Origin of the sequence: Pseudarthrobacter sp. W1I19 (genome assembly GCF_030817835.1) — a bacterium.
In the GTDB taxonomy this organism is placed as follows: Bacteria; Actinomycetota; Actinomycetes; order Actinomycetales; family Micrococcaceae; genus Arthrobacter.
Genome location: NZ_JAUSZR010000001.1, coordinates 1167234 through 1190355 on the forward strand (window position 1 = coordinate 1167234; position 23122 = coordinate 1190355).

Here is a 23122-nt window from a genome sequence, read left to right on the forward strand (position 1 = left end):
AATGCTGATTATTGGACCTCCCGGTTCCGGAAAAGGAACGCAGGCGGAGCGGATTTCAGAGCGCCTCGGCGTTGTGGCCATCTCCACCGGCGACATCTTCCGTGCAAACGTGAAGGGCGAAACACCGCTTGGCATCGAAGCCAAGAAGTACATGGACAACGGGGACTTCGTTCCGGACAGTGTCACCAACAAGATGGTGCGTGACCGCCTGAGCGAGTCCGACGTCGAAAACGGCTTCCTGCTGGACGGTTACCCGCGCACCACGGCGCAGGTTGACTACCTCGACGAGATTCTCGCCAAAGGCGACGAGAAGCTCGACGTCGTCCTGCAGCTGACTGCCGACGACGAGGAACTGGTCCACCGGCTCCTGGGCCGGGCCAAGGAAACGGGCCGGAGCGACGACAACGAAGCCGTCATCCGCCACCGCCTTGACCTGTACCACGAGCAGACCGAGGCAGTGGTGGCCAAGTACGCCGAGCGCGGCATCCTCACCCAGGTGGACGGCATTGGGCCGATCGACGAAGTGACGGACCGCGTGATGCAGGCCATTAAGACCGCACAGGCGGCCTGATCCAGGCAAGTTTTTCCGAGGCTCCTCCCGGTACACGGGAGGAGCCTCAGCCATTTGAAAGGAAGCACCATGGCCTTTGGCCAGCCCCGCATCGAATACAAAACCAACGCCCAGATGCGCACCATGCATGAGGCAGGCCTGGTCCTGAGCCGTGCCCTGGATGCCGCTGTTGCAGCCGCCGTCCCGGGCGTCACCACCAAGCACCTGGACGACGTCTTCGCCGCTGTGCTGAACGAGGCCGGCGCCAAGTCCAACTTCCTCGGCTACCACGGGTTCCCGGCCACCATCTGCACCTCCGTCAACGAGGAAGTAGTCCACGGCATCCCCGGCAGCCGGGTCCTGAACGACGGCGACATCATCTCGATTGACGGCGGTGCTATCGTAAACGGCTGGCACTCCGACTCAGCCCGGACAGTCATCGTGGGCACCGCCGACCCCGAGGACCAGCGGCTTTCGGACGTGACCCATGCAGCCCTGTGGCGGGGGATCGCCGCGCTGGCCACCGGTAAGCATGTGGGCGATATCGGTGCCGCCATCGACGACTACGTATCCTCCGTGCCCGGCAAGCCCCTGGGCATCCTCGAGGACTACGTGGGCCACGGCATTGGCTCCGAAATGCACATGGCGCCGGACGTCCTGAACTACCGCACCAGCCACCGCGGGCCCAAGATCCGGCCGGGCCTCTGCCTGGCGATCGAGCCCATGCTGGTCCGCGGCGGCATCGACACCGCCGTGCTGGAGGACGACTGGACCGTCATCACCACCGACGGCGCCCGCTCCTGCCAGTGGGAGCATTCCGTGGCAGTCCACGAAAAGGGCATCTGGGTGCTTTCCGCGCCCGACGGCGGTGCGGAGCACCTGGTGCCCCTCGGCGTCACCCCGGTGCCGATCCCGTAGGTTCGCGGTGATTGAGCTTGTCGAAATCCCGTCACAGGTTTCGACAGGCTCAACCACCGGGCACGGCAGAATGGGGGCCATGGGAGCAATCACCGACGTGCCCGGGATCAGGGTTGGCCACGTACAGAAAACCGACGACGGCTGGCTGAGCGGGGTAACCGTGATCCTGCCGCCGCCGGGCACCATCGGATCAGTTGACGTGCAGGGCGGCGGGCCGGCCACCCACGAAACGGACGCGCTCGATCCCACCACCTTGGTCAGCGCTGTTGATGCCGTGGTCCTTACCGGCGGGAGCGCCTATGGGCTGGCTTCGGCAACGGGCGCCCAGCTGTGGTGCGAGGAGAACGGCCGCGGTTTCGCGGTCCCCGGGGGAGTAGTGCCCATCGTCCCTGCGGCCGCGATTTTTGACCTGGGCCGCGGCGGCGACTTTGCGCGACGCCCGACGCCGGACATGGGCTACGCGGCAACCGCCGCTGCTGCCGCCGAGAAGGACGGGCACGACGTCGGACGCGGCAACGTGGGCGCCGGCACCGGAGCAGTCATCGCCCGGACATACAAAGGCGGGGTAGGTACGGCATCGGTCACGCTCGATAACGGCGTGGTGGTCGGGGCAATCGCCATAGTCAACGCGCTTGGGCTCCCGTTCGGCACGACGACCCGGCAGGCGGAGCCCGGCAGCGTGCGTCTAAGCGAGGAACGAGCGAGCACGCCGAGGGCTTCGGCTGGTGGGGCGGAACCCAGCCGCGGCGCCCCGCTAAACACCACGCTCATCGTCGTCGCCACCAATGCCGTTCTGGATGTGGCCGAGTGCAAGCGGACTGCTTCTGCTTCGCATGCCGGGATTGCCCGGGCACTAAATCCCTCACACACCCTTGGTGATGGGGACACAGTGTTTTGTTTGGCGACCGGTGAGGTGGCACTCGATCGCTCGGACGAAGCTGCCCGGCAGATCAGCCTCATAACGCTGCAAAGTGCGGCAGCCGACGTCGTCCGTTTGGCCATCCTCGATGGCGTGGCCAGCGCCCGGGCCGTGAGCACCCCGGCGGGGGATTATGGTGTGTACGGCACCCGGTAGGTTACTATGGCCGATTTAACTTTTACGGCGATACAGAGTAGTGTTGTTTGTTGGTTGTCTGGACTGCCACGCCCTTTTGGGGCCTGAAGCTGACAATCGATCCAACAAAAACGTTCGTGGTCATGCCCGGTGCAATCCGGCGGGACTGCGGCAACAACAGTTAGCGGAGGGTATGGCCAAGAAGGACGGGGTCATTGAGATCGAAGGCGTTGTGACTGAGGCGTTGCCTAACGCGATGTTTCGTGTTGAGCTCACCAACAAGCACATCGTACTGGCACACATCTCTGGAAAGATGCGTCAGCACTACATCAGGATTCTCCCTGAGGACCGCGTAGTGGTGGAGCTGAGCCCGTACGACCTCACCCGTGGTCGTATCGTCTACCGCTACAAGTAAATTGCTGGGCGGCCTCAGTGCGAACTGAATGCCGCTCCAGTTGACCAACTGTTACACGCAAAGGAATGCCATGAAGGTCAAGCCGAGCGTCAAGCAGATCTGCGAAAAGTGCAAAGTGATCCGCCGTAATGGCCGGGTCATGGTGATCTGCGAGAACCCGCGCCACAAGCAGCGCCAGGGCTAATTCCCTTCACCGGGAATTCCTGGGTTGCTAACCCACGCAAGTAAATAAAGGCAGCACAAGCTGATCTGGGACGTATGGAGCCCGGACAGCTAACCCCCGGTCGGAGGCTGGGGCCGCATGGAACATGCGGGTGTACTGCCTACGACCTCCGGTTTATCAAGGAGTACTGCCACTATGGCTCGTCTCGCTGGCGTAGACATTCCCCGCGAAAAGCGGCTGGAAATTGCGCTTACTTACATCTACGGCGTGGGCAAGACCCGTGCACACGAAACCCTGGCTGCCACTGGCATCAGCGCTGACGTTCGCGTCAAGGACCTGACTGATGCCCAGCTGGTTGAGCTGCGTGACTACATTGAAGGCAACTACAAGGTTGAGGGTGACCTTCGCCGCGAAGTAGCAGCAGATATCCGCCGCAAGGTTGAGATCGGCAGCTACGAAGGCCTGCGCCACCGCAAGGGCCTGCCCGTACGCGGACAGCGTACGAAGACCAACGCCCGTACCCGCAAGGGCCCGAAGCGCACCGTCGCCGGCAAGAAGAAGGCACGCTAAACCTCATTCGCCTCACGGCAATGAGGGAAGCGATCGCTTTCCCCCAATAACTTTCTGTAGGAGAAATAATGCCCCCGAAGACTCGTGGCGCGGTTCGCAAGCCGCGTAAGAAGGACAAGAAGAATATCGCGCTTGGCCAGGCGCACATCAAGAGCACGTTTAACAACACCATCGTTTCCATCACGGATCCGTCGGGCGCTGTTATCTCTTGGGCTTCCTCAGGTGAGGTTGGCTTCAAGGGCTCGCGTAAGTCCACCCCGTTCGCTGCCCAGATGGCTGCCGAGGCTGCTGCAAAGCGCGCCCAGGAGCACGGCATGCGCAAGGTTGACGTTTTCGTGAAGGGCCCCGGCTCGGGACGCGAAACCGCGATCCGTTCGCTGCAGGCTGCCGGCCTCGAGGTTGGCTCCATCCAGGACGTCACCCCCGCCGCCCACAACGGCTGCCGTCCGCCGAAGCGCCGCCGCGTCTAAGGCTTCCAGCGCCGCTTGAGCTTGCCCGGACCATCGATGGCCCGGGCAAGCCCAGCGCGTTAAGTCTTCAGACCGAATTTCCACCACCTGTGTTGCGTCATATAGCGGATGCTCGCCGAAAGGAAACCTAAGTGCTCATTGCACAGCGCCCCACCCTCTCCGAAGAGGTAGTCTCCGAAAACCGTTCGCGTTTCATTATTGAACCGTTGGAACCGGGCTTCGGCTACACCCTCGGAAACTCCCTCCGCCGTACCCTGCTCTCCTCCATCCCCGGCGCTGCTGTAACCAGCATCCGGATCGATGGCGTGCTGCACGAGTTCACCACGGTTCCGGGTGTCAAGGAAGATGTCACTGAGATCATCCTGAACATCAAGAGCCTGTCGGTTTCCTCCGAGCACGATGAGCCGGTTGTTGCTTACCTGCGCAAGCAGGGCCCCGGAGTCGTCACCGCCGCGGACATCGCTCCGCCGGCCGGCGTCGAATTCCACAACCCGGATCTGCACATCGCCACGCTGAACTCGAAGGGAAAGTTCGAACTCGAACTGACCATCGAGCGCGGCCGCGGCTACGTTTCGGCAGCTCAGAACAAGTCCGGCGACGCAGAGATCGGCCGTATCCCGGTCGACTCCATCTACTCGCCGGTGCTGAAGGTTACTTTCCGCGTGGAAGCAACCCGTGTTGAGCAGCGCACCGACTTCGACAAGCTGATTGTCGACGTCGAGACCAAGCAGGCCATCGCCCCGCGCGATGCTGTTGCTTCCGCAGGCACCACCCTGGTGGAGCTCTTCGGTCTGGCACGTGAGCTGAACACCGCAGCTGAAGGTATCGAGATCGGCCCGTCGCCCACCGACGCTGCCCTGGCAGCCGACATGGCACTGCCGATCGAGGATCTGGACCTCACCGTCCGTTCCTACAACTGCCTCAAGCGTGAGGGCATCCACACCGTGGGTGAACTCGTTGCCCGCTCCGAGGCTGACCTGATGGACATCCGCAACTTCGGTGCCAAGTCCATTGACGAGGTCAAGGCAAAGCTGGTTGAACTGGGCCTGTCCCTCAAGGACTCGCCTCCCGGTTTTGACCTCGCAGCACGCGCCGCAGCAATCGAAGAGGACGACGCCGCCTTCGGCGACGACGAACTCTAAACCAGACCTTGGCCGGCGGGCAGGCACCATGGTGTGCAGGGCCCACGGCTTCCATTTGAGGAGAAACAATTATGCCTACCCCCACTAAGGGTCCGCGCCTCGGAGGCGGCCCGGCTCACGAGCGCCTCATGCTCGCGAACCTGGCAGCATCCCTGTTCGAGCACAAGCGGATCACCACCACGGTGACCAAGGCCAAGCGCCTGAAGCCGTACGCAGAGCGCCTGGTGACCTTCGCCAAGCGTGGCGACCTCGCTTCCCGCCGCCGCGTGCTCGGCCTGATCAGCAACAAGGGCGTCGTCCACGAGCTGTTCACCGACATTGCCCAGGCAGTGGAGAACCGCGACGGCGGCTACACCCGCATCACCAAGATCGGCAACCGCAAGGGCGACAACGCTCCCATGGCTGTCATCGAACTGGTTCTCGAGCCCGTTTCCGCCAAGCAGGCTGTTGTAGCTGAGGCTACCGCGGCTGCCAAGCGCGATGCAGAGAAGGCTGCCCCGGCCGCCGAGGAAGCTCCCGAGGCTGAGGTCGTCGAGACTCCTGCTGCTGATGAAGCTCCGGAGGCTCCCGCCGCTGAAGAAGCTGCAACCGAAGAGGCTGCTACCGAAGAGGCTCCGGCCGCTGAGGAAGCTGAAGCTCCGGCAGCCGAAGAGAAGGACGCGAAGTAATTCGCTGATTTTCTTCGCATAGACTTGAGTCTATGAACGACCAAAAACCCGCGGCCCCCGTATTGGGGGGCGGCGGGTTTTTGCGTGTCCGGCTGGATTTGTCGTACGACGGCGGCCCCTTCAGCGGGTGGGCCCTGCAGCCGGGCCTGCGGACCGTCCAGGGCGCCCTCGAAGAGGCCCTGCAGCTGCTGGTCCGGCGCCCGGTCCGCGTGACGGTTGCCGGACGCACCGATGCCGGCGTGCATGCCCGGGGCCAGGTGGTCCACCTGGACCTCACCGAAGCCGAGTGGCAGGGACTGCCGCGCGGGCACGAACTGGATCCCGCCGTCGCCATGCTCCGAAGGATCCGCGGCGCCCTCAGCCGCATCCTCGGCGACCTGACCGGGGCAGTCGAGGTGCACCGCATCTCGCTGGCGCCGGAAGGTTTTGATGCCCGGTTTTCGGCGCTCTGGCGGCGGTACAGCTACCGCATCGCGGACGGGCCTGCGCTCTGGGATCCGCTGGGCCGGTACTCCACCCTGTGGCACAAAAACCCGCTGGACGTCTCCCTGCTGAACGAGGGCGCCTCGAAGCTGCTGGGGCTGCAGAACTTCCTGTCCTTCTGCAAGCCGCGCGAAGGTGCCACCACCATCCGGGAGCTGCAGCGTTTTGAATTCGCACGGGGGGAAGATAGTGTCATTGTGGCCACCGTCCAAGCGGACGCCTTCTGCCACAACATGGTGCGCGCCCTGATCGGCTCCGCCCTGTACGTGGGCGAGGGTGTGGAGGAACCGGGCTGGTTGCATGAGCGGTTGCTCGCGCAGAAACGCGACGCCAAGTCCGTGCTGGCGGCGCCCCACCCGCTGGTGCTTGAGGAAGTGGCTTACCCGTCCAACGACGAACTCCTGGCCCGCGCAGAACTCACCCGGGCGCTGCGGGAGTACTAGAACGCCGGTGGTTGAGCCTGTCGAAACCCGAGCTCAATCACCGGTGGTTCAGCTTGTCGAAACCTAGAACGCGGGCGGGGGGCCCTCTGCCGGCAGGGTCAGGGTGAACGTGCTGCCTTGTCCCTCCCCGCTGACGCAGGAGATCTGTCCGCCGTGTCGTTCCACAATTATCCTGGTGATCGACAGGCCGAGCCCGGCGCCGCCGATGGCCGCGTCCCGGGCGGAATCGGTCCGGAAGAATCGCTTGAAAACCCTCTCCCTGTCCTCGCTGCTGATGCCCATCCCGGTATCGCTGACGCTGAGCTGGACCCATTCGCTGGTGCTGCGGGCGCTGATACGGACGTTGCCGCCGCCTGGGGAGTACTTAATGGCATTTGATACCAGGTTGTCCAGGGCCTGGCCGATCCGGAGCGGGTCCGCGTACGCCCACAGGGGCGAGGGGACATCGGTTGAAAGGTGGATGTTCGCCAGCTCGGCCTGGGCCTGGGCTGAGCCGATGGTGGTTTCCACGAGGCTCGCCAGGTCCGTCCGTTTGGGGTGGACATTGAGTGCCGCCGACGCCGACGCCGACAGGTCAGCGACCAGTGCCAGCAGCCGCTCGGCGTTCCGCTGCACCACCAGGAGACGCTGGGCCACTTGCGGCGGCAAGGCCGCTACGTCGTCGAGCACCAGGTCCACGTTCCCGATGATGGAGTTCAGCGGCGTCTTGAATTCGTGGGTCACGTTGGAAACCAGTTCGTGGTTGGCTGCCAGCGCCTCCACCCAGCCGGTCACGTCAGTGTAGACAACGACGGCGCCGGTTAGCTGGCCGTCCTCACTCACCAGTGGGCGGGCTGCTGTGGACACTGCGCGCTGGTCAGCTCCCTCCCCGGCCCACACCAGATAGTCCGCGAAGGACTCACCGGCTATGGCCCGGCTGATGGGCCGCTTCTCCGCGGGTATTAGGGTCCGCCGGTCGGGTCCGAAAATCAGCTGGTGGCCCTGCCCGGGAACGGCATCGTCGGCGCGGGTGGCCTGGCGGAAGTTCCGCTGCCGGCTGTTGGAGACCAGAAAGTGGCCGGACCGGTCGACGGCGGCGATTCCGACGTCGGTGGCGTCCAGGACCGTCTCCAGCAGCTTTTCCCGCTCCCTGCTCTTGCGCAGCAGTTCGCGCAGTTCCCTGTCCTTTGCGGCCAGCTCACGCTGTTGCAGCCGGACATTCATGCTCGCGAACCTGATGGCCAGGGAGACGGTGAGCATCATCAGGGGAAAGAGGAAGGTGGTGGTGATGTCCGAAGCCGTCAGGTTGGGGAAGCGGCCTGCCCACGAAGGAACCATGATCAGCATGGGGCCGAGGAAACTCAGGACCAGGCTGCTGCGCGCAAGCATGCCGGAGGCGGACAGCCAGATGACGGGGAACACTGCCAGGACCGCGAGGCCGGGGAGGAGTGGGGCGGCACCATTCCGGAGCAGGGCGATCGCCAGGAAGTCCAGGACAGGGATCAGGAGGTACGGGGGGTGCGCCAGCCGCTCCCATGGGACCAGGAGGCAACACAGGAAGAGCGCGACGGAAAGCAGGATTCCCGCCATGTACAGGGGATGGTAAAGAAGAGTGGGCCAGGCAAACGGAGTGGCTATGGCAAGGGCCACCACGATCAGAGTCAAGGGCAGTTGGCACAGGGCCACTTGGGAGCGTGGCCCAAGCCGCTGGAAAATCCGTGCGGATCGGCGGGGAAAGAGGCGGTCAGCCATGAACTATGCCTGTGCCATGCCGGACAATAATGAGACTTCCCGGCGCAGGTGCATACAAATTCCTGCAAGGCACCTTGGCACACATCCTCTCTGACTCGTAATCCACATGTTCTGTCATAATAATTGACTTTTCAAATGCATAGTTGAAACAGGTGTCATCAGCCTCGGTTGCTTGTAGCGTATAAAGGGTTGGAGCGGGAATGGCATTGGCGCTGGGCCAATGGGGGGCCATGACCGCCTGGCGCAGGGATATCAATGGACGATCTTGGTGTGGCTGTAGTTATCGAAGACGATGCCGATGTGCGAAACCTCCTGGAAGGAGTGTTGAGCCAGGCCGGCTTCGAGGTGCATACAGCAGTTGACGGACGGGCCGGCGTGGAAGTGGTCCGTATGAAGCAGGCCAACGTGGTGACGCTGGACATCGGGCTGCCGGACATCGACGGCCTCGAGGTGTTGCGGCGCATCCGCAACTTCAGTAACGCCTACGTAGTGATGCTCACCGGCCGCACTGAGGAGCCGGACCTGTTGTCCGCCCTTAATGCCGGTGCCGATGACTACATTGCCAAGCCGTTCCGGCCACGGGAGCTGCGGGCCCGCGTGTCGGCGATGATGCGCAGGCCCCGGCATGAGATCACAGGACAAAAGCCTGCTTTGGCTGGGTGGGGAGCCGCCCCCGCAGCTCCAGCCCATCCCGACGACGCGGCAGTTCTGCACCACAACGGCCTGGAACTGAACCACCGCACGCGCACCGTGGAAATCAACGGGGAACCGCTTGGCCTCACCAGAAGCGAATTCGATTTGCTGCACGTGCTCCTGCGGGGTGGAGGGGCTGTATGTACGCGTGCGGACCTGGTGCGGGCTGTCCGCGGAGACTTCTATGACGAAGACACGTACATCAGCGAGGCTGACGAGCGGGCTGTTGAAGTTCACATTGGCAACCTGCGGCGCAAGCTGAAGGAGGACCCCGTCGCACCCCGCTGGCTCCAGACTGTCCGCGGTGTGGGTTACCGGCTGGCGCCCAGCAGGCAGGACGCGGCGCAGGGCTGACTTGGGGTCGCTCAGCCGTTCTTGAGGATGTACGTGGACTGGAGCTCGGACACTGTTTGTACCCCGTCCTGGGCAACCCGCGCCATCAGGACCTGTCCCCGGCCGAAGTCACCCTGCCGGATGAGCGTCTCCAGCAGCTCCGCAAGTTTCGCCAGCCGCACTCCTCCCACCATCGCTGAGCTGATTTTCAGGCTGATGGCGGCGTCCAGGGCGGATTCGCTGTCCTGGCTTTGGACAGCGGCGGCCAGCCGGGCGCAACGCTGGTCCCACATGGCCGCATAATCCCGGGCAAACCGCTGGGCGAGCCCGGAGCCGGCCAGTTCGTCTTCGAGCTCCTCAAGCACGGCGGCGTCAACGAGCGGCAAGAGCCCGGCCGCTTCCTGCGAGAGGACTGAACCGGTAAGTGCTGTGATCCCGGGCTGCGGAGGTTCCGCGGCTGTGCTCCTGTCGCTGGAGCCGGGATCTGGACTGTGCATTCTTCAAGGCTACTTCCTGGAATTCGATGGTTGTCCTATTTCGGGTGATCCTGTGTAAACCTTGAGGGATCCTTGGGGCTGGTTCTGGGGCCCCTATTGTCCGCTGAATGTCGCGATGGTGTTGATGACGGCCGGTCCGAGAATTGCGATGAACAGCACCGGGAAAATGAAGAACAACAGCGGGAACAGGATCATCACCGGAAGTTTCATGGCCTTTTCTTCAGCGCGCTGGCGGCGCTTTACGCGCATGACTTTCGCCTGGACCCGGAGGACACGGCTGATCGCGATGCCGTACGTGTCCGCCTGGACCACTGCCTGCACAAAGCTGCGAAGCTCCGGGATGTTGGTCCTCTCGGCCAGGGCGAGATAGGACTCGCGCCGGCTGCGGCCTACCTGCATGTCCTGCAGGGTCCGCACCAGTTCCTCGGCCAGGGGTCCCTTGCCGTTGTCGCCGGCGCGGGCCATGGCGCCCTCGAAGCCCAGGCCTGCCTCGACAGAGATCAGCATCTGGTCCAGGGTGTTGGCCAGTTCCAGCTGGATGACTTTCTGGCGTTCCAGTCCCTTGCTGTAGAGCAGGAGGTCCGGGATGAAGTAACCGAGGAACAGCAGGAACAGCCCCGCCAGTTTCATGATCGGAGTGGTGCCGACGGCGCTCAGGTAGAGGCCGAGGAAAGCGCCGGCGACGCCGAGGGCAATCTTTCCGGCAAGAACCTTTTCCAGCGGCATGGAAAGGGGCCGGCCGGCGAGTGACAGCAACCGGTCGAGCTTGCGGACGTATGCCGGGGGAGTCAGCTGGTAACCGATTCCGGCCACAATGCCAGCCTTCTTCTTCCCGACCATCTCGACTGCAGGGCGGCCCCGCGTAAGGATAGCCATGGTGGCGGTCCGGGCCTTCCGGTCAACCGAGAGGATAGACCAGGTCAGATAACCGATGGGGACCGAAACAAGCAACAGCGAGGAAATTATCAGCGGACTCATGATCGCCTCAGAACTTCAGATCGATTATTTTGCGCATCCACAGGCTGCCGATTGTCATGAGCACAACGGACCCGCCGATCATGCCCCATCCCAGCGGATGAGTGAACATCGAATCCATGTAGGCGGGATTGACCGTCATCAGCATCAGTACGATGCCGAAGGGCATGGCGATGAGGATATAGGCGGAGAACTTTCCCTCTGCCGCGAGGGACTTGATGTGCCCCTTGATCTCGCTGCGTTCGCGGATTGTTTCGTTGACCTGGTCCAGCACTTCTGCCAGGTTGCCGCCCACTTCCCGGTTGATCTGGATGGCCTGGGCAATCCAGATGAAGTCCTCGTTCCGCATGCGCTCAGACGTGTCAGTCAGGGAAGCCAGCAGATCGCGGCCCAGGCTTGTCTCCGTGATGACCCGTCGCATTTCTTCTGACGTTGGACTCTGCGACTCGGCCGCCGCGGCGTCAATGGCGCGGAGGATGCTGTGGCCGGCGCGGAGCCCGCCGGAGAGAAGTTGAAGCGTGTCGCCAAGCTGGCTGTCGAACTTGGACCGCCGCCTGCCTGCCAGGAAACCGAGCACAAGGTGGCCTACGAACGGCGCCAGGATAAACAGCAGGACGGAGACCGCAGGTACGCCGATCACCATTCCCACCAGTGCGCCCACGATGGCACCGGCGATGACCAGCACCAAGTATTCAGCCTGGCTGAACCTGACACCGGCATTTTCCAACGCGTCGCGGTTATAGAGCCGGACGTTTCGGGTTGCCAGGAACCGGTCCAAGGCACCCACCGTCGCGTCAGCGAGCCGGGTGAGGTTCGACGGCGGATCGGCCTGAAAGGGCCGGCGCCTGTCGAGAGCGATGGCGGGAGTGCGCGGCAGCACCAGCGCCACACCCACCATGATGGGGGCGAGGAACAGGAGGGTGGCTCCGATAACGATCAACATGTGGTCTTAGGCCTTTCCGCTGCCGGCTGGGTTCGCACCAGCCGGAGCAGCCCCTGACTGCGTGGCGAACACTGACGGTGACACATGGATGCCGAGATCTTCGAAACGGTCGATGAAGCGCGGCCGGATGCCGGTGGCCACGGGCTTGCCGAGGAAGCGCCCGTGCTGGTCGACGCCGGCGGAGTAGTCGAACACAAACGCGTCCTGCAGGGTCACGATGTCCCCTTCCATACCTTGGACCTCAGTTACATGGGTTATCCGGCGGGACCCGTCACGCAACCTGGAAATTTGGACAATCAGGTTCACCGCGGAGGCAATCTGCTCGCGGATGGCTCGGAGCGGCAGGTCCATGCCTGCCATGAGGACAAGGGTCTCCAAGCGTGCGACGGCGTCCCGGGGCGAGTTTGAGTGCACGGTGGAAAGCGAACCGTCGTGGCCGGTGTTCATGGCCTGGAGCATGTCCAGGGATTCGCCGCCACGGACTTCGCCTACCACGATGCGGTCGGGGCGCATACGCAGTGAGTTCCTCAGAAGCTCGCGGATGGTGACCTCACCCTTGCCCTCGGTGTTCGGGGGACGGCTCTCCAGCCGGACCACGTGGTCCTGCTGGATCTGAAGTTCCACAGCGTCCTCGATGGTGACGATTCGTTCGTCCGAAGGCAGGAAGGAGGACAGCACATTGAGAAGTGTGGTCTTGCCCGTGCCTGTACCGCCGGACACGATGATGTTGAGTTTGGCTTTGACACAGGCATTAAGCAGCTCCGCCATCTCCGGCGTCAGCGTTCCGAAATCGATGAGGTTCCGCACCGTCAGCGGAGTCTTGCTGAACTTTCGGATGGTCAGCGATGAGCCGCCCACCGCCAGTGGCGGAATGACGGCGTTGACGCGCGAACCATCCTCGAGGCGCGCATCCACCAGGGGCGAGGACTCGTCAATTCGCCGGCCCACCTTGGACACAATGCGTTCAATAACCTTGCGAAGATGCTGCTCAGAGCTGAACCGGGTGTCCGCGAGTGTGAGGTGACCCTTCCGTTCGACGTAAATCTGGTCCATGCGGTTGACCATGATTTCAGTGACGGCCGGATCATCGAGCAATCGCTGAAGTGGGCCGTAGCCCAAAACGTCATCGGCCACGTCCTGCACCAGCCGTGTGCGTTCCTCAGGGGAGAGCGGGACCTGTTCAGCGTCGATGATCCGCGTAAGCTCATCGCGGGCAGTTGACTTCAGCTCATGCTCAGTGATGGCGGAGTCGTTGAACCGGGCGCCCAGATGTTCAAACAGGGCCGTCGCAGCCCGTTGCTTAAGTGCTGCGAAAACATCGACGGGTTGCTGGAGTTTCGGCTTCGACTCTTCAAAGTGCGCGCTGGCGGGCGCAACGGCGGCGGCAGCCGGTGCCGTCGTCGTCCGCTCTTCCGAGGACTGTTCCGCCCACTGCACGCGTTGGGCCGGAACCTGGGGAGGCGGCACGTCGCGGGTCGGAGCCGAGGCCTTGGCAGAGGCGGGGCTGGGAAGCGGCTGTGTTTTCGCCTGGGCGGCGTTGATGCGCTCTGAGAGTTTCACTAGACCACGACCCTTCGGTGCAGTTTGCGCTGGGATTTTGCCCGCCACGAGGGGTTGAACCGCTCCACGAGGTGGCTAAGCCCCTTTACCGCCGGGTCCTTTACCGGCTCTTGGAGGACCGGGATTCCCCGGTTTGTGGACAGGGCAACGGCGCGCGAGCGCGGGATGCTGACATCAATGGGTGCCCCGATGGTTGATTCGAGGTCCTGGACGGTGAGCCCGTTCTTGGAGTCAGCCATGTTGAGCACCACGTGGCGGGTATCGGGAACGATATCCAGCTGGCGCAGGATATCCAGGCCGGAACGAAGGCCGCGCACGCTCGGGATGTCCATGCCGCTGACCCAGACCACGTCGGTGCACTTTTCCATGGCTGCCAGCCCGATCTCGGGCAGTCCCGGCGCGGTATCCACCACCACGTACTGGAACTGTTCTGACAGCTGTTCGATCAGCCGGCTGATCTGGTCCGGAGTGATCTCGTCAGCATCGACAGGGGTGGGGGGAGCGCAAAGGGCATAGATGCTGCCTGGATGCACCGTGAGGAAGGCCTTGAGGACCAGGGAATCCTGGCTGGCGGCCGGAGACACGGCGTCCGTCACTGTGTGCTCCGGGTCAAGGTAGAGCCCGGAGGCCACATCCCCGAACTGGAGGTCGAGGTCAACAATGACAACGCTCATCGGGGCGATCTTTCCCAGCCCGATGGCGATGTTGGTTGCGATGGTGGTTTTGCCCACGCCGCCCTTGGGCGAGAAGACGCCGATCACCAGTCCCTTGTTGCCCTCAGCGGCATGCTGAGGCGCCAGCGGGCGGTGCCGGCTGACGAAGGACTGGCTTGCCCGCTCCAAGACGACACGCAACTGGGCGGCGTCCGAATCTGGGGCAATGATGTCCTTGATGCCCGCCCGCATCGCGTGCAGAAGGAAGTCGGTCTCCGGCTCGGCAGCCACAACCACGCCCAGCTCGGGGGAGCTGACGTTCAAGACGGTGGCGAACCGAAGTGCTTCGTCCAAAGGAACCTCAGGGCCCAGAATCAGGACCTCAGGCTGCTCCTGGTCCAGGCTCGCGAAGAGCTGGTGCGGGTCCGCGGGCAGCAGGCTGGTGAAGAACGTCTGGACTCCACCATGAAGGCCTCCTGCAACGGCTTGGCGCAAACGGGCGTCGAAGCTGGTGTCGGGAGTGATAAGGACGAAGCGGCTCACTTGTATAGGTCCTGCCGGGTCATGACGCGCGGCCCGCTGTCCTGGGCGTCGAGTGGTTCGCGGCTAAGCCACAACGAAGCGTACTCGGCTGCGAAAACGATCTTGTCGGAGTTGACGTCGTTGACGGCAACAGTGACCATCAACATTCCCGTTGGAAGGTTGACGTCGCGCGGATCTGGTTGGGCGGCATCGGTTGCGGCGGCACTCGGCTTTGCAGTTGTTGCTTCCGGTGCCCGCTGGACCGCGGTGACGAGTGCCTTGCGGATGGACAACTGGACGGTTTCTTTATCAGGCTTCGCCTCCAGCCCTCCATTCGGCAAGGAGATGAAGATGCCGACAGTGTCCCCCGCCTCAAGCCGGCCGCCAACGACGCGCTGCGGTTCAAGCTGGAACGAGACTTCCTGCAGCCCTGCCGGCACGGGTACCGAACCGGAGGTCTCCAGGTCTTCGGGTGATACCAGCCGTTCCGCCACGAGCTGTTCACCCGGCACAAGGTCTGCGGCAGCTACTTTTCCTGCCGCTCCGTCCAAGGTGTTGAGGGCTGTCTTCGCGACGGCGGTGCCCGGCAACTGCTGAAGGGACACGGAGGTCTTTAGAGTCTCGACCGAGGCGCCGGCCGGCACCGCTTTCTTGACCACGAGGACTTCCACGGGTTCGAGGTTCGCGACTGCACGCTGGTCTGCCCCCTGCGCGTAGGTCACCACAATGACTGCGCCGACGATGGCGAGCAGTACCGCCAATACACCAGCTAGCAAACGGGACTTCACTGATTTCTCCTGGATAGTTCAAGGATCATGGGTTGCACGGGCTAACGGAGTTCGACGACGGTCGCACCATCCGGGTTCACATCACCCAGGGTGTAGCCCTTTGCGAGAGAAACGTATTGGACGAAACTTCCGATAATGCCCCGGCAGGGCTCACGGCACTCCAGCGAGGCCGGAACGTCCGGTGTTCGGTTGCGGAAAGTGTAGGGAAGTCCAGTGTTGCCAACCTTCCAGCCTGCCACCTTGAATGCGGCGAAAGTTGTGAGCCCGAATACAGCGTTTGTTCCGGTGCCGGTCACTTTATTGAAAATCGGCAGCAGAACAATGACGTCCTTACCTGCGTTCATATCAGCTGCCCAGCCGTTGAGCAGGGCTTCGCAATTTGAGGGCGGATCAACGCCCGTGGATCCGCCGGCGGTGCCGGTGCTTGCCTTAATATCGATGAGCGCGCCGCACTGGCCGGGGTCCTGTTTGAGGCCGCCGAATCCGCCTTCAACCGCTGCCCCGGACGGCCCGTAGAAACAGCCCGGATTGGCTCCGGTTCCATGAAGGCGAAGGAGCTGCATAACGTCTTTCTGGCCCCGGACCTGGCAGATGGAGACCGTGATAGGAAAGACGGTTGGTCCTTTTTCCGGACTGCCCCAACCAACTGTTGACGGGGCATTGACTTCCGTGGTGTTGAAGCCCAAGGCGCGGGCAAGAAAGAGGGACACCTGGTTTGGGGCGTGGCCGGCTTCCTGGGAGCCGACGGTGGCTGTCACGGTGCGGCCGGTCTTGTTGAGCACTATGGACTTGATATTGCTCAGGCCGTCATTCGCGTTGCTGTTGGCCAGACTTCTCGCGAGCGAAGAGGTGTCTGAGCAGTTAGGGTCGCTTACGTTTTTCGCGCACTTTTGGGCGACCCCGAGGGCGGCAGCGTCCGCTCCGTTTCGGAGTTGAGCGCGCTCCGAATACAGCATGGCGACATCTACAGCCATGGCGCCGAAGCCCAACAGGACCACCAGCATAATGGCGACGATCACGCTAACGGCGCCGCGTTCGGCGTCGTTATTTTTCTTTCCAGGTGTCAGCCGCCGCACAGCATGGCTCCTTTGCCGGTCATCGTGAAAGGACCCGCTATTCCCGTCAAAGTCGACAGGGAGTAGGTGATGGTGATGGTCGCTTGGGGGCTGGTCCCGGTGCTAGCTGTGGAAGGGCATGGGGTCCCAAAAACTATGCTTGTATCCGGCAAACCGGGGTGTAGGGACACAGCCGCGGCTTTTGCTGCTGAACGTGCCGTTGCTTGGTTGCCCGTTATTGCCATCACTCGCACGCCTTCACGCGCAGCCGCCGAAAGCGAAGCTTGGGTGTTGTAGGCGCGGCTGAACTCAACAATGCCCAAAAGGAGCATGACCAGGACGGGCGCCACAATCGCAAACTCGACTGCAACGGCTCCTCGCTCGGATGCTCTGGACATGCTGCTGCCTTTCGGAATCACGGTTTACAAATGAAACAGTGGCGGCGGCAAGGCCGACGCCACTGTCATGGTTGCCCTCGAGCTAGGCCATCAGGGTGAGGTGGTTGGCTATGGAGTCGTTGCAGCGGCGCAGGTGCCCAGACCAGCTTTGGCACCGGCCGTGTAGGTGCCCTTGGTAATTGAGCACTGCACTTGAGTGAACATGTCGTCCAAGGTGCCGCCCAGAAGGGTGACAGCAACAATGATGACGACTGCGATGAGGCCAACCATGATGCCGTACTCAACGGCGGTGGCGCCCTTTTCATTGGTGTGGAGGCGGGTCACGATGTTGGTGTAGAGAGAAAGCATTTGAGACTCCTGAGCGAGTGGGAGAAGCTGGTCCTGCACCAGCTCTGAATCGAAGTTAGCAACGAAAACAGGGGCGAAGCCGGTATCTTGGAACATCCTTCGCAAACGCTTTCACCGCCGCACTTTTCCTGCGCTTTTGCTTGGTTTTCGCTGCGGTAATACTGAGTTTCGATTTTCCGGGCACACAAACGGACCCCCTCGGTTCTGGGTGCCGAGGGGGTCCGGTCCTTGGGGCGCCGAGCGGGCGCGAGGGGCATGGAACGTCTACGGGATGCCTAGTGCCGTTCTGATGCCAGTGGTGAGAAAGCCAAATGAGGAGTTCAGCGCGGTACCGAATAGACCCACACCAGCAACAATCACAATGGCAATGAAGCCGACCAGAAGGCTGTACTCAGTAGCCGTGGCGCCGCGTTCCTGGTTGCGGAAAGCCACGAGTTTTTCGGATGCGCCGTTCAGAAGCCGCGTCAGATGTTTCACGAATCCTCCTAGGAAAAGGCTGCAACGATGTTCATGACTGCCGGCCCCAGCAGGATGATGAAGAGGGTCGGGAAGATGAAGAAGATGAGCGGAAAAAGGATCTTTACCGGAATCTTCATGGCATGTTCCTCCGCTCGCTGACGGCGCTTAAGTCGCATCTCGTGGGCTTGGACTTTCAGAACTTTAGCGATGGCGATGCCGTACGCGTCTGCCTGAACAATGGCCCGGATAAAAGATCGCAGGTCCGGGACATCAACACGGTCGGACATCGAAAGGTAGGCCTCCTTCCGGGAACGTCCTACTTGCATGTCCTGCAAAGTCCGGGTCATTTCGTCCGCGAGTGGCCCGCTTCCATTCTGGGCCGTGCGGGCCATTGCAGCTTCGAAACCCAAACCGGCCTGCACGGAGATCAGCATTTGATCAAGGGTATTGGGCAGTTCCATTCTGATTTTGGCCCTCCGTTTCTCGGCATTGGTTCGCACCAGCAGATCCGGCGCGAAGTAGCCGAATGCAATTGCGGCGAGCAAAATGCCAAAACGAGCGGGTGCGGGGGATGCGAGGAAGAAGAACAAACCGAAAGCCGCTCCTCCAAGCGCCAACATGGGTTTGACGACCAGGAGGCGTTCGAGCGGCCACTCCTTCGGCCGTCCAACACCCGCAAGCTGCTTGTCCAACCAAGCCACGTAGCCAACTGGAGTGATTTTGCGGGCAATGGCGCCCGCATCTACAGAAAGACTTTGCTGGGACGCGTTCCTGGCCCTTTGTCCGAGGTTGGCCTGAATGTTGCGAATGGCAACCCTGTCGACAGCGAACACGGACCAAACCAAGTAGGAGACTGGGAGAACGATAGCCAGCATCGCGCCTAGTGCTATGGGTGACATATCATTGCTCCTAGTACTTGGGTTTGATCAAGCGGCTGAGCCAGAAACCGCCGGCGGTCAGCATGACGGCGGCGACTCCCAGCATCAGATAGCCGGGCACAGTGCTCGTGAAAGTCTTCGAGTACTGGGGATTGATAAAAATCAATGCGAAGAAGAGCACTACCGGAAGGCCCATGAGGACGCCGGCAGACATTTTGCCTTCAGCGCTCAGAGCTTTTACTTGCCGTCGGATCTGGTTTCTGTCGCGGATAGTTTCGCCTACGTGGTCCAAAACCTCAGCAAGGTCTCCGCCGACTTCACGGTGAATCTCAATGGCCTGCGAAATCCAGGAGAAGTCCTCACTGCCAGTGCGGGCGGACACGTCCATCATGGATTCGCCGAGGTCCCGCCCGATCCTGGTCTCGTTGACGATTCGGCTCAGTTCTTCGGACATTGGTGCATCAGATTCACGTGCTGAAGCATCGATGGCCCTGAGGAGGCTGTGGCCGGCACGCATGCTGCCGGTGAGCATCTGCAGCGTATCCGGCAACTGTTCGTCAAACTTGCTCTTGCGTCTTGACGTCAACACCGTGAGATAGGCGAGCATGGCCGCGGGGACGACCGCGAGTGCCAGGGTTGCGAAGAAAAGACCGCCCAACAAGAACGCAAGAACGGCGCCTGCCAGTGCGCCTGCCCCCATCATCAAGAGGAAGTCGGCTGGCTGAGCCTTCAGCCCGGCACGCTCGAGCCGTTCCCGGCTGACGAGGAAGTCGTTTTTCCCTTTCAACTTCTTGTTGATCGCGCCCACAGCGGTATCGGTGAGGAGGGTGAGCCTGGAAGCAGCGGCCGCGACGTCCGGCCGGCGCCTCTCTATCGGAATTAGGTGCTTGGATTTGAGGACCACTGTGAAGAGGAGGATTACTGCTGCGAAAAGCAACAGCACTCCCAACAGCATGGGTGCTACTGAGTCCTCTGGTACGGTCATCACCGACTCCTGACTGCCTGGGCACCGAACACGGCGGGAGAAATCTTGATGCCGAGTTCCTCGAACCTGTCGGTGAATCGAGGCCGGACTCCGGTGGGTATTGGCTTTCCCAAAAAGCGACCGTTGGCATCGATGCCAGCCGAGTAGTCGAAGACAAAGGCGTCTTGCAGCGTGACGATGTCTCCTTCCATCCCCTGCACCTCAGTTACATGTGTAACCCGTCGGGATCCGTCCCGGAGCCGGGAGATGTGCACGATGAGGTTCACCGCCGAAGCAATTTGCTCGCGAATGGCCCGCAGCGGAAGATCCATGCCGGCCATCAGCACGAGGGTTTCCAGACGCGCCACAGCGTCTCGTGGCGTATTCGCGTGAACAGTTGAGATCGAGCCGTCATGACCGGTGTTCATCGCTTGAAGCATGTCCAGCGACTCACCTCCACGGACTTCGCCAACAACGATCCGGTCAGGCCTCATACGCAACGAGTTGCGGACCAGGTCGCGGATTGAAACTTCGCCTTTTCCTTCGATGTTGGCCGGCCGGCTTTCAAGCCTGACGACGTGATCCTGTTGAAGCTGCAGCTCGACTGCGTCTTCAATAGTGACGATTCGGTCCGAAGCGGGGATGAAGGAAGACAGAACGTTCAACATAGTTGTTTTGCCTGTACCGGTACCGCCGGAGACGATGATGTTCATCCTGGCCAGCACACATGCTCTGAGGAGCTCCGCCATCTCGGGGGACAAGCTCCCGAAACCAATAAGTTTCTCAACCGTGAGCGCCTCTCGCGAGAATTTCCTAATTGTTAGGGAAGCCCCGTTCACAGCCAGCGGCGGGATGATGGCGTTGACACGGGAGCCGTCGGGGAGCCGGGCGTCAACCAGGGGCGAAGATTCGTCGATTCGGCGGCCAATGCGCGTGACGATGCGCTCGATAACCCGCCGCAGGGCGTCTTCGCTTGTGAACTTGGTATCTGTAAGGAACAGCTGGCCGTGGCGCTCCACGTAAATCTGGTCCGCCCGGTTCACCATAATTTCCGTGACGCTTGGGTCGTCGAGATAGCGCTGCATGGGGCCGTGGCCGAGGACGTCGTCAATGATCTCGCGGGTCAGTCGCTGGCGTTCACCCTGCGACAGGGGGACCTGTTCTTCGTCCACCACTGCCCGGAGTTCATCCTTGACGAACTGATGAAGCTCGGCTTCTTCCAATGAGGAGTCGGTAATCCGGGAACCTAGCCGCTCATACAACGCCTGGCTCGCCCGCTCCTTGAGCCCAGCCAGCGCTTCACTCGCACTTCCCTCTGTGAGCTGCACGTGTGTGGAAGCCTGAGACTGTTCAGCCGCTTGCGCTTTCTGGATGGTACCGAGCGTAGCTGCCGGCGCCTGCGGTGCCGAGAGCACGGGCTCGCTCACTTCGGGAGAGTTGCTTCCGTCGGAGCGCAGCTTGGCAAATCGGTTTGAGAGTGTCACTGCACTACCGCCCTTCGGTGGAGCTTCTTGCGGGGAGCTTCCCAGTTTGGTTTGAAACGCTCAACCAAGTGCCGAAGACCCTTCGCTACAGGGTCACGGCTTCCGTCCTGCAGAAGGGGAACCCCTTTGTTGGTTGAAAATGGAACTGTTCGTGAACGGGGAAGCACAATATCGACAGGAGCGCCGATTGTAGCCTCCACGTCCTGGACGGTAAGGCCCGTCTTGCGGTCAGCCATGTTGAGGACAACATGCCTGTTATCGGGGAGGAGATCGAGCTCCGAGAGGATCTGGAATCCTGTCCTGAGACCGCGGATGCTGGGGATGTCCATTCCGCACACCCATACTGCATCTGTTGCCTGCTCGAGGGTTGCCAGGACGTGCTCACCGAGCCCGGGGGCTGTGTCCACCACTACATACTGGAATTCAGCCCGCAACTGACGCAGGAGGTGGCTTACGTGTTCCCCCGTGATCCTGTCCATTTCGATGGGGTTGCGAGGGGCACACAACACGTAAATGTTGCCGGGATGAAGAGACAGATATGTCTTAAGGACCATAGCGTCCTGGCTCGCTGCTCCCACCACCGCATCGGTGATAGTGAAATCAGGGTCGAGCATAAGGCCGCTTGCTATATCACCGAACTGAAGATCGAGGTCCACCACCACTACGCTCATCGGAGCTATCTGGCCCAAACCGATGGCGAGGTTGCTGGCGATTGTGGTCTTGCCAACGCCACCCTTGGGTGACATGACTGCCACTACCCGGCCACCTTCGGTAGTTGGACGCTCTGCAGTATTGGGGCTCAGTCCACGCCTGCGCCCCGCGGCTGCCAGGCTTGCTCGCTCTACTAAGGCGCGGACCTGATCCATGTCAGCGGAAGGCGGGATGAGGTCTCGTATGCCGGAGCGCATGGCGTTCAAGGCCAGTTCGCCGTCGTCGTCCGCGGCCAGCACGATGCTGATTTCCGGGTACTGGAGGTCCATTACGGCGGCGAACTTGAGTGCCTCGTCCTGGGGCAAACCGGGTCCAAGGATCAGTACTTCGGGCGGTTCCCCGGCCTGCTGTCGAAGGATATCGTCCGGAGATTCCGGCAGGTATGCGGCTTGGAAGAACTGCAGCGATCCGCTAAGCGGAGCCACTGATGCCCGAACCTTCCGCTCGTAGTCCACGGACGGGGAAATCAATATGAAGCGGCTCATTTGAATACCTTTGTCTGATTGACAACACCGTTGGTGCCCTCAGTGGCATCAGCCGGCTCTTTGGAGAGATAGATCTTTCCGAACTCGGCCGCATACACCAGTTTCTCGGTGTCGACGGCGTCACGTGCGAAGGTGATCAGGTAGGCATCGCTGGAGGTTTGCGCGTCCTTGTCGGCGTTCAACGACCCTGTGGAGCTTGCCTGGGTGGCCTGGGCCTGAGTCTGAGCGGCCGCCCCCGAACTGAACTGGACCGCCGTCACCAAAACCTTGTGGAACGTCAGTTGGGTCCCATTTCCGCCAGCGTCTGCCATCGAGATGAAGACACCTACGGTATCGCCGGCCCGGATTTTGCCGCCCACCACTCGTTCAATTCCGAGTCGGAGGGTGATTTCCTGCAGTCCGGCAGGCACAGCGACACGTGCCGGGCCGAGGTATGCGTTCGCATCGACGAGCCGGCTGTTGAGCAGTTGCTCGCCAGGAACGAGGGCTACGGAGGTGACCATTGAACCCAATGTGCCCAAGTCCTGCACCCCGTCAGCTGCGACGGCAGTGCGCGGCACTGGCTTTGTGGTTACGTATTGCGATAGTTGACTGGCCGGCGTTCCCGCAGGCACCTCCTGTTTAACAACCAGGACGTCCTGAGTTTCCGTGTTCGCCAGGGCGCGGCGGTCGGCGCCCTGCACGTAATTGAAGAGAAGGACGGTGCCTATGATTGCGACAACCAATGCGGCAATGCCTCCCAGTAGGCGTGCTTTCATTACTTTCCCCT

The 23122-nt window shown here is 61.9% G+C and carries 27 protein-coding genes; 11 read left to right on the forward strand and 16 right to left on the reverse strand.

The genetic code is table 11. From position 1 onward, the window contains the following. The first annotated feature begins 1 nt into the window (after position 1). The 10 genes from QF038_RS05495 to QF038_RS05540 all read left to right on the forward strand — a co-directional run bounded on the left by QF038_RS05495 (position 2) and on the right by QF038_RS05540 (position 6876). Complete coding sequence (locus QF038_RS05495; protein WP_307609242.1) at positions 2-571, forward strand: adenylate kinase; 570 nt, start codon at positions 2-4, stop codon at positions 569-571. A 69-nt stretch (positions 572-640) separates the two neighbouring features. Then, positions 641-1468 carry a type I methionyl aminopeptidase gene (gene map, locus QF038_RS05500; protein ID WP_142057507.1) on the forward strand — a complete coding sequence of 276 codons (828 nt, stop codon included), beginning with the start codon at positions 641-643 and terminating at the stop codon, positions 1466-1468. Positions 1469-1547: 79 nt separating this feature from the next. Beyond that, complete coding sequence (locus QF038_RS05505; protein ID WP_307609243.1) at positions 1548-2543, forward strand: P1 family peptidase; 996 nt, start codon at positions 1548-1550, stop codon at positions 2541-2543. Positions 2544-2715: 172 nt separating this feature from the next. After that, complete coding sequence (infA, locus tag QF038_RS05510; RefSeq protein ID WP_009358723.1) at positions 2716-2937, forward strand: translation initiation factor IF-1; 222 nt, start codon at positions 2716-2718, stop codon at positions 2935-2937. Positions 2938-3007: 70 nt separating this feature from the next. Then, a complete protein-coding gene (rpmJ, locus tag QF038_RS05515; protein ID WP_009358722.1) occupies positions 3008-3121 on the forward strand; it encodes a 50S ribosomal protein L36 in 114 nt (37 codons plus the stop codon). A gap of 174 nt (positions 3122-3295) precedes the next feature. Continuing rightward, a complete protein-coding gene (rpsM, locus tag QF038_RS05520; protein WP_003803743.1) occupies positions 3296-3670 on the forward strand; it encodes a 30S ribosomal protein S13 in 375 nt (124 codons plus the stop codon). 68 nt (positions 3671-3738) lie between these two features. Then, the gene (gene rpsK / locus QF038_RS05525; protein WP_018760435.1) at positions 3739-4140 is read left to right on the forward strand and encodes a 30S ribosomal protein S11; all 402 of its coding nucleotides are present in this window, start codon (positions 3739-3741) and stop codon (positions 4138-4140) included. A 131-nt stretch (positions 4141-4271) separates the two neighbouring features. Next, the gene (locus QF038_RS05530) at positions 4272-5282 is read left to right on the forward strand and encodes a DNA-directed RNA polymerase subunit alpha (protein ID WP_013601812.1); all 1011 of its coding nucleotides are present in this window, start codon (positions 4272-4274) and stop codon (positions 5280-5282) included. Between the two features lie 71 nt (positions 5283-5353). Continuing rightward, complete coding sequence (gene rplQ / locus QF038_RS05535; RefSeq protein ID WP_307609244.1) at positions 5354-5950, forward strand: 50S ribosomal protein L17; 597 nt, start codon at positions 5354-5356, stop codon at positions 5948-5950. Positions 5951-5982: 32 nt separating this feature from the next. Then, positions 5983-6876 carry a tRNA pseudouridine(38-40) synthase TruA gene (locus tag QF038_RS05540; protein ID WP_307609245.1) on the forward strand — a complete coding sequence of 298 codons (894 nt, stop codon included), beginning with the start codon at positions 5983-5985 and terminating at the stop codon, positions 6874-6876. A 63-nt stretch (positions 6877-6939) separates the two neighbouring features. Here QF038_RS05540 and QF038_RS05545 read toward each other — a convergent pair whose 3' ends face one another. Then, the gene (locus tag QF038_RS05545; RefSeq protein ID WP_307609246.1) at positions 6940-8607 is read right to left on the reverse strand and encodes an ATP-binding protein; all 1668 of its coding nucleotides are present in this window, start codon (positions 8605-8607) and stop codon (positions 6940-6942) included. Between the two features lie 255 nt (positions 8608-8862). Here QF038_RS05545 and QF038_RS05550 point away from each other — a divergent pair, with 255 nt between their 5' ends. Next, positions 8863-9654 carry a response regulator transcription factor gene (locus QF038_RS05550; protein ID WP_307609247.1) on the forward strand — a complete coding sequence of 264 codons (792 nt, stop codon included), beginning with the start codon at positions 8863-8865 and terminating at the stop codon, positions 9652-9654. An 11-nt stretch (positions 9655-9665) separates the two neighbouring features. On the opposite strand, the gene QF038_RS05555 is transcribed toward QF038_RS05550, so the two are convergent. The 15 genes from QF038_RS05555 to QF038_RS05625 form a co-directional block, all read right to left on the reverse strand. Next, entirely contained in the window at positions 9666-10130 is a 465-nt protein-coding gene (locus QF038_RS05555) for an Hpt domain-containing protein (protein ID WP_307609248.1), read from the reverse strand. Positions 10131-10223: 93 nt separating this feature from the next. Beyond that, entirely contained in the window at positions 10224-11108 is an 885-nt protein-coding gene (locus QF038_RS05560) for a type II secretion system F family protein (RefSeq protein ID WP_307609249.1), read from the reverse strand. A gap of 7 nt (positions 11109-11115) precedes the next feature. Continuing rightward, positions 11116-12048, reverse strand: a complete 933-nt coding sequence (locus QF038_RS05565) for a type II secretion system F family protein (protein WP_307609250.1) — start codon at positions 12046-12048, stop codon at positions 11116-11118. 6 nt (positions 12049-12054) lie between these two features. Beyond that, a complete protein-coding gene (locus tag QF038_RS05570; protein WP_307609251.1) occupies positions 12055-13608 on the reverse strand; it encodes a CpaF family protein in 1554 nt (517 codons plus the stop codon). Continuing rightward, positions 13608-14804, reverse strand: coding sequence for an AAA family ATPase (locus QF038_RS05575; RefSeq protein WP_307609252.1), 1197 nt, complete (start codon positions 14802-14804; stop codon positions 13608-13610). The genes QF038_RS05570 and QF038_RS05575 overlap by 1 nt, the downstream gene beginning before the upstream one ends. Beyond that, a complete protein-coding gene (locus QF038_RS05580; protein ID WP_307609253.1) occupies positions 14801-15571 on the reverse strand; it encodes a Flp pilus assembly protein CpaB in 771 nt (256 codons plus the stop codon). The genes QF038_RS05575 and QF038_RS05580 overlap by 4 nt, the downstream gene beginning before the upstream one ends. Before the next feature lie 41 nt (positions 15572-15612). Then, positions 15613-16647 (reverse strand): pilus assembly protein TadG-related protein, encoded by a 1035-nt coding sequence (locus QF038_RS05585; protein WP_307609254.1) that lies wholly within the window; start codon positions 16645-16647, stop codon positions 15613-15615. Then, entirely contained in the window at positions 16635-17024 is a 390-nt protein-coding gene (locus tag QF038_RS05590; RefSeq protein ID WP_307609255.1) for a TadE family protein, read from the reverse strand. Before QF038_RS05590 ends, QF038_RS05585 begins: the two co-directional genes overlap by 13 nt. 108 nt (positions 17025-17132) lie before the next feature. Next, positions 17133-17372, reverse strand: a complete 240-nt coding sequence (locus QF038_RS05595) for a Flp family type IVb pilin (RefSeq protein ID WP_307609256.1) — start codon at positions 17370-17372, stop codon at positions 17133-17135. A gap of 264 nt (positions 17373-17636) precedes the next feature. Then, complete coding sequence (locus QF038_RS05600) at positions 17637-17849, reverse strand: Flp family type IVb pilin (RefSeq protein WP_307609257.1); 213 nt, start codon at positions 17847-17849, stop codon at positions 17637-17639. 8 nt (positions 17850-17857) lie between these two features. Beyond that, complete coding sequence (locus tag QF038_RS05605) at positions 17858-18664, reverse strand: type II secretion system F family protein (RefSeq protein WP_307609258.1); 807 nt, start codon at positions 18662-18664, stop codon at positions 17858-17860. A 76-nt stretch (positions 18665-18740) separates the two neighbouring features. Then, positions 18741-19613, reverse strand: a complete 873-nt coding sequence (locus tag QF038_RS05610) for a type II secretion system F family protein (RefSeq protein ID WP_307609259.1) — start codon at positions 19611-19613, stop codon at positions 18741-18743. A gap of 80 nt (positions 19614-19693) precedes the next feature. Beyond that, positions 19694-21100 (reverse strand): CpaF family protein, encoded by a 1407-nt coding sequence (locus tag QF038_RS05615; protein WP_373461518.1) that lies wholly within the window; start codon positions 21098-21100, stop codon positions 19694-19696. Positions 21101-21153: 53 nt separating this feature from the next. Further along, the gene (locus tag QF038_RS05620; RefSeq protein WP_307609260.1) at positions 21154-22353 is read right to left on the reverse strand and encodes an AAA family ATPase; all 1200 of its coding nucleotides are present in this window, start codon (positions 22351-22353) and stop codon (positions 21154-21156) included. After that, on the reverse strand, positions 22350-23111 hold the full coding sequence (locus tag QF038_RS05625; protein WP_307609261.1) for a Flp pilus assembly protein CpaB: 762 nt from the start codon (positions 23109-23111) through the stop codon (positions 22350-22352). The genes QF038_RS05620 and QF038_RS05625 overlap by 4 nt, the downstream gene beginning before the upstream one ends. Between the last annotated feature and the right edge of the window lie 11 nt (positions 23112-23122).

Coding starts and splice junctions, on each gene's coding strand:
- QF038_RS05545 (WP_307609246.1), bottom strand. CDS start 8,607: ATGGCTGACCGCCTCTTTCCCCGCCGATCCGCACGGATTTTCCAGCGG.
- rpmJ (WP_009358722.1), top strand. CDS start 3,008: ATGAAGGTCAAGCCGAGCGTCAAGCAGATCTGCGAAAAGTGCAAAGTG.
- rpsM (WP_003803743.1), top strand. CDS start 3,296: ATGGCTCGTCTCGCTGGCGTAGACATTCCCCGCGAAAAGCGGCTGGAA.
- infA (WP_009358723.1), top strand. CDS start 2,716: ATGGCCAAGAAGGACGGGGTCATTGAGATCGAAGGCGTTGTGACTGAG.
- QF038_RS05555 (WP_307609248.1), bottom strand. CDS start 10,130: ATGCACAGTCCAGATCCCGGCTCCAGCGACAGGAGCACAGCCGCGGAA.
- rpsK (WP_018760435.1), top strand. CDS start 3,739: ATGCCCCCGAAGACTCGTGGCGCGGTTCGCAAGCCGCGTAAGAAGGAC.
- QF038_RS05495 (WP_307609242.1), top strand. CDS start 2: ATGCTGATTATTGGACCTCCCGGTTCCGGAAAAGGAACGCAGGCGGAG.
- QF038_RS05505 (WP_307609243.1), top strand. CDS start 1,548: ATGGGAGCAATCACCGACGTGCCCGGGATCAGGGTTGGCCACGTACAG.
- QF038_RS05625 (WP_307609261.1), bottom strand. CDS start 23,111: ATGAAAGCACGCCTACTGGGAGGCATTGCCGCATTGGTTGTCGCAATC.
- QF038_RS05565 (WP_307609250.1), bottom strand. CDS start 12,048: ATGTTGATCGTTATCGGAGCCACCCTCCTGTTCCTCGCCCCCATCATG.
- QF038_RS05550 (WP_307609247.1), top strand. CDS start 8,863: ATGGACGATCTTGGTGTGGCTGTAGTTATCGAAGACGATGCCGATGTG.
- QF038_RS05540 (WP_307609245.1), top strand. CDS start 5,983: ATGAACGACCAAAAACCCGCGGCCCCCGTATTGGGGGGCGGCGGGTTT.
- QF038_RS05595 (WP_307609256.1), bottom strand. CDS start 17,372: ATGCTTTCTCTCTACACCAACATCGTGACCCGCCTCCACACCAATGAA.
- QF038_RS05590 (WP_307609255.1), bottom strand. CDS start 17,024: ATGTCCAGAGCATCCGAGCGAGGAGCCGTTGCAGTCGAGTTTGCGATT.
- QF038_RS05560 (WP_307609249.1), bottom strand. CDS start 11,108: ATGAGTCCGCTGATAATTTCCTCGCTGTTGCTTGTTTCGGTCCCCATC.
- QF038_RS05620 (WP_307609260.1), bottom strand. CDS start 22,353: ATGAGCCGCTTCATATTGATTTCCCCGTCCGTGGACTACGAGCGGAAG.
- rplQ (WP_307609244.1), top strand. CDS start 5,354: ATGCCTACCCCCACTAAGGGTCCGCGCCTCGGAGGCGGCCCGGCTCAC.
- map (WP_142057507.1), top strand. CDS start 641: ATGGCCTTTGGCCAGCCCCGCATCGAATACAAAACCAACGCCCAGATG.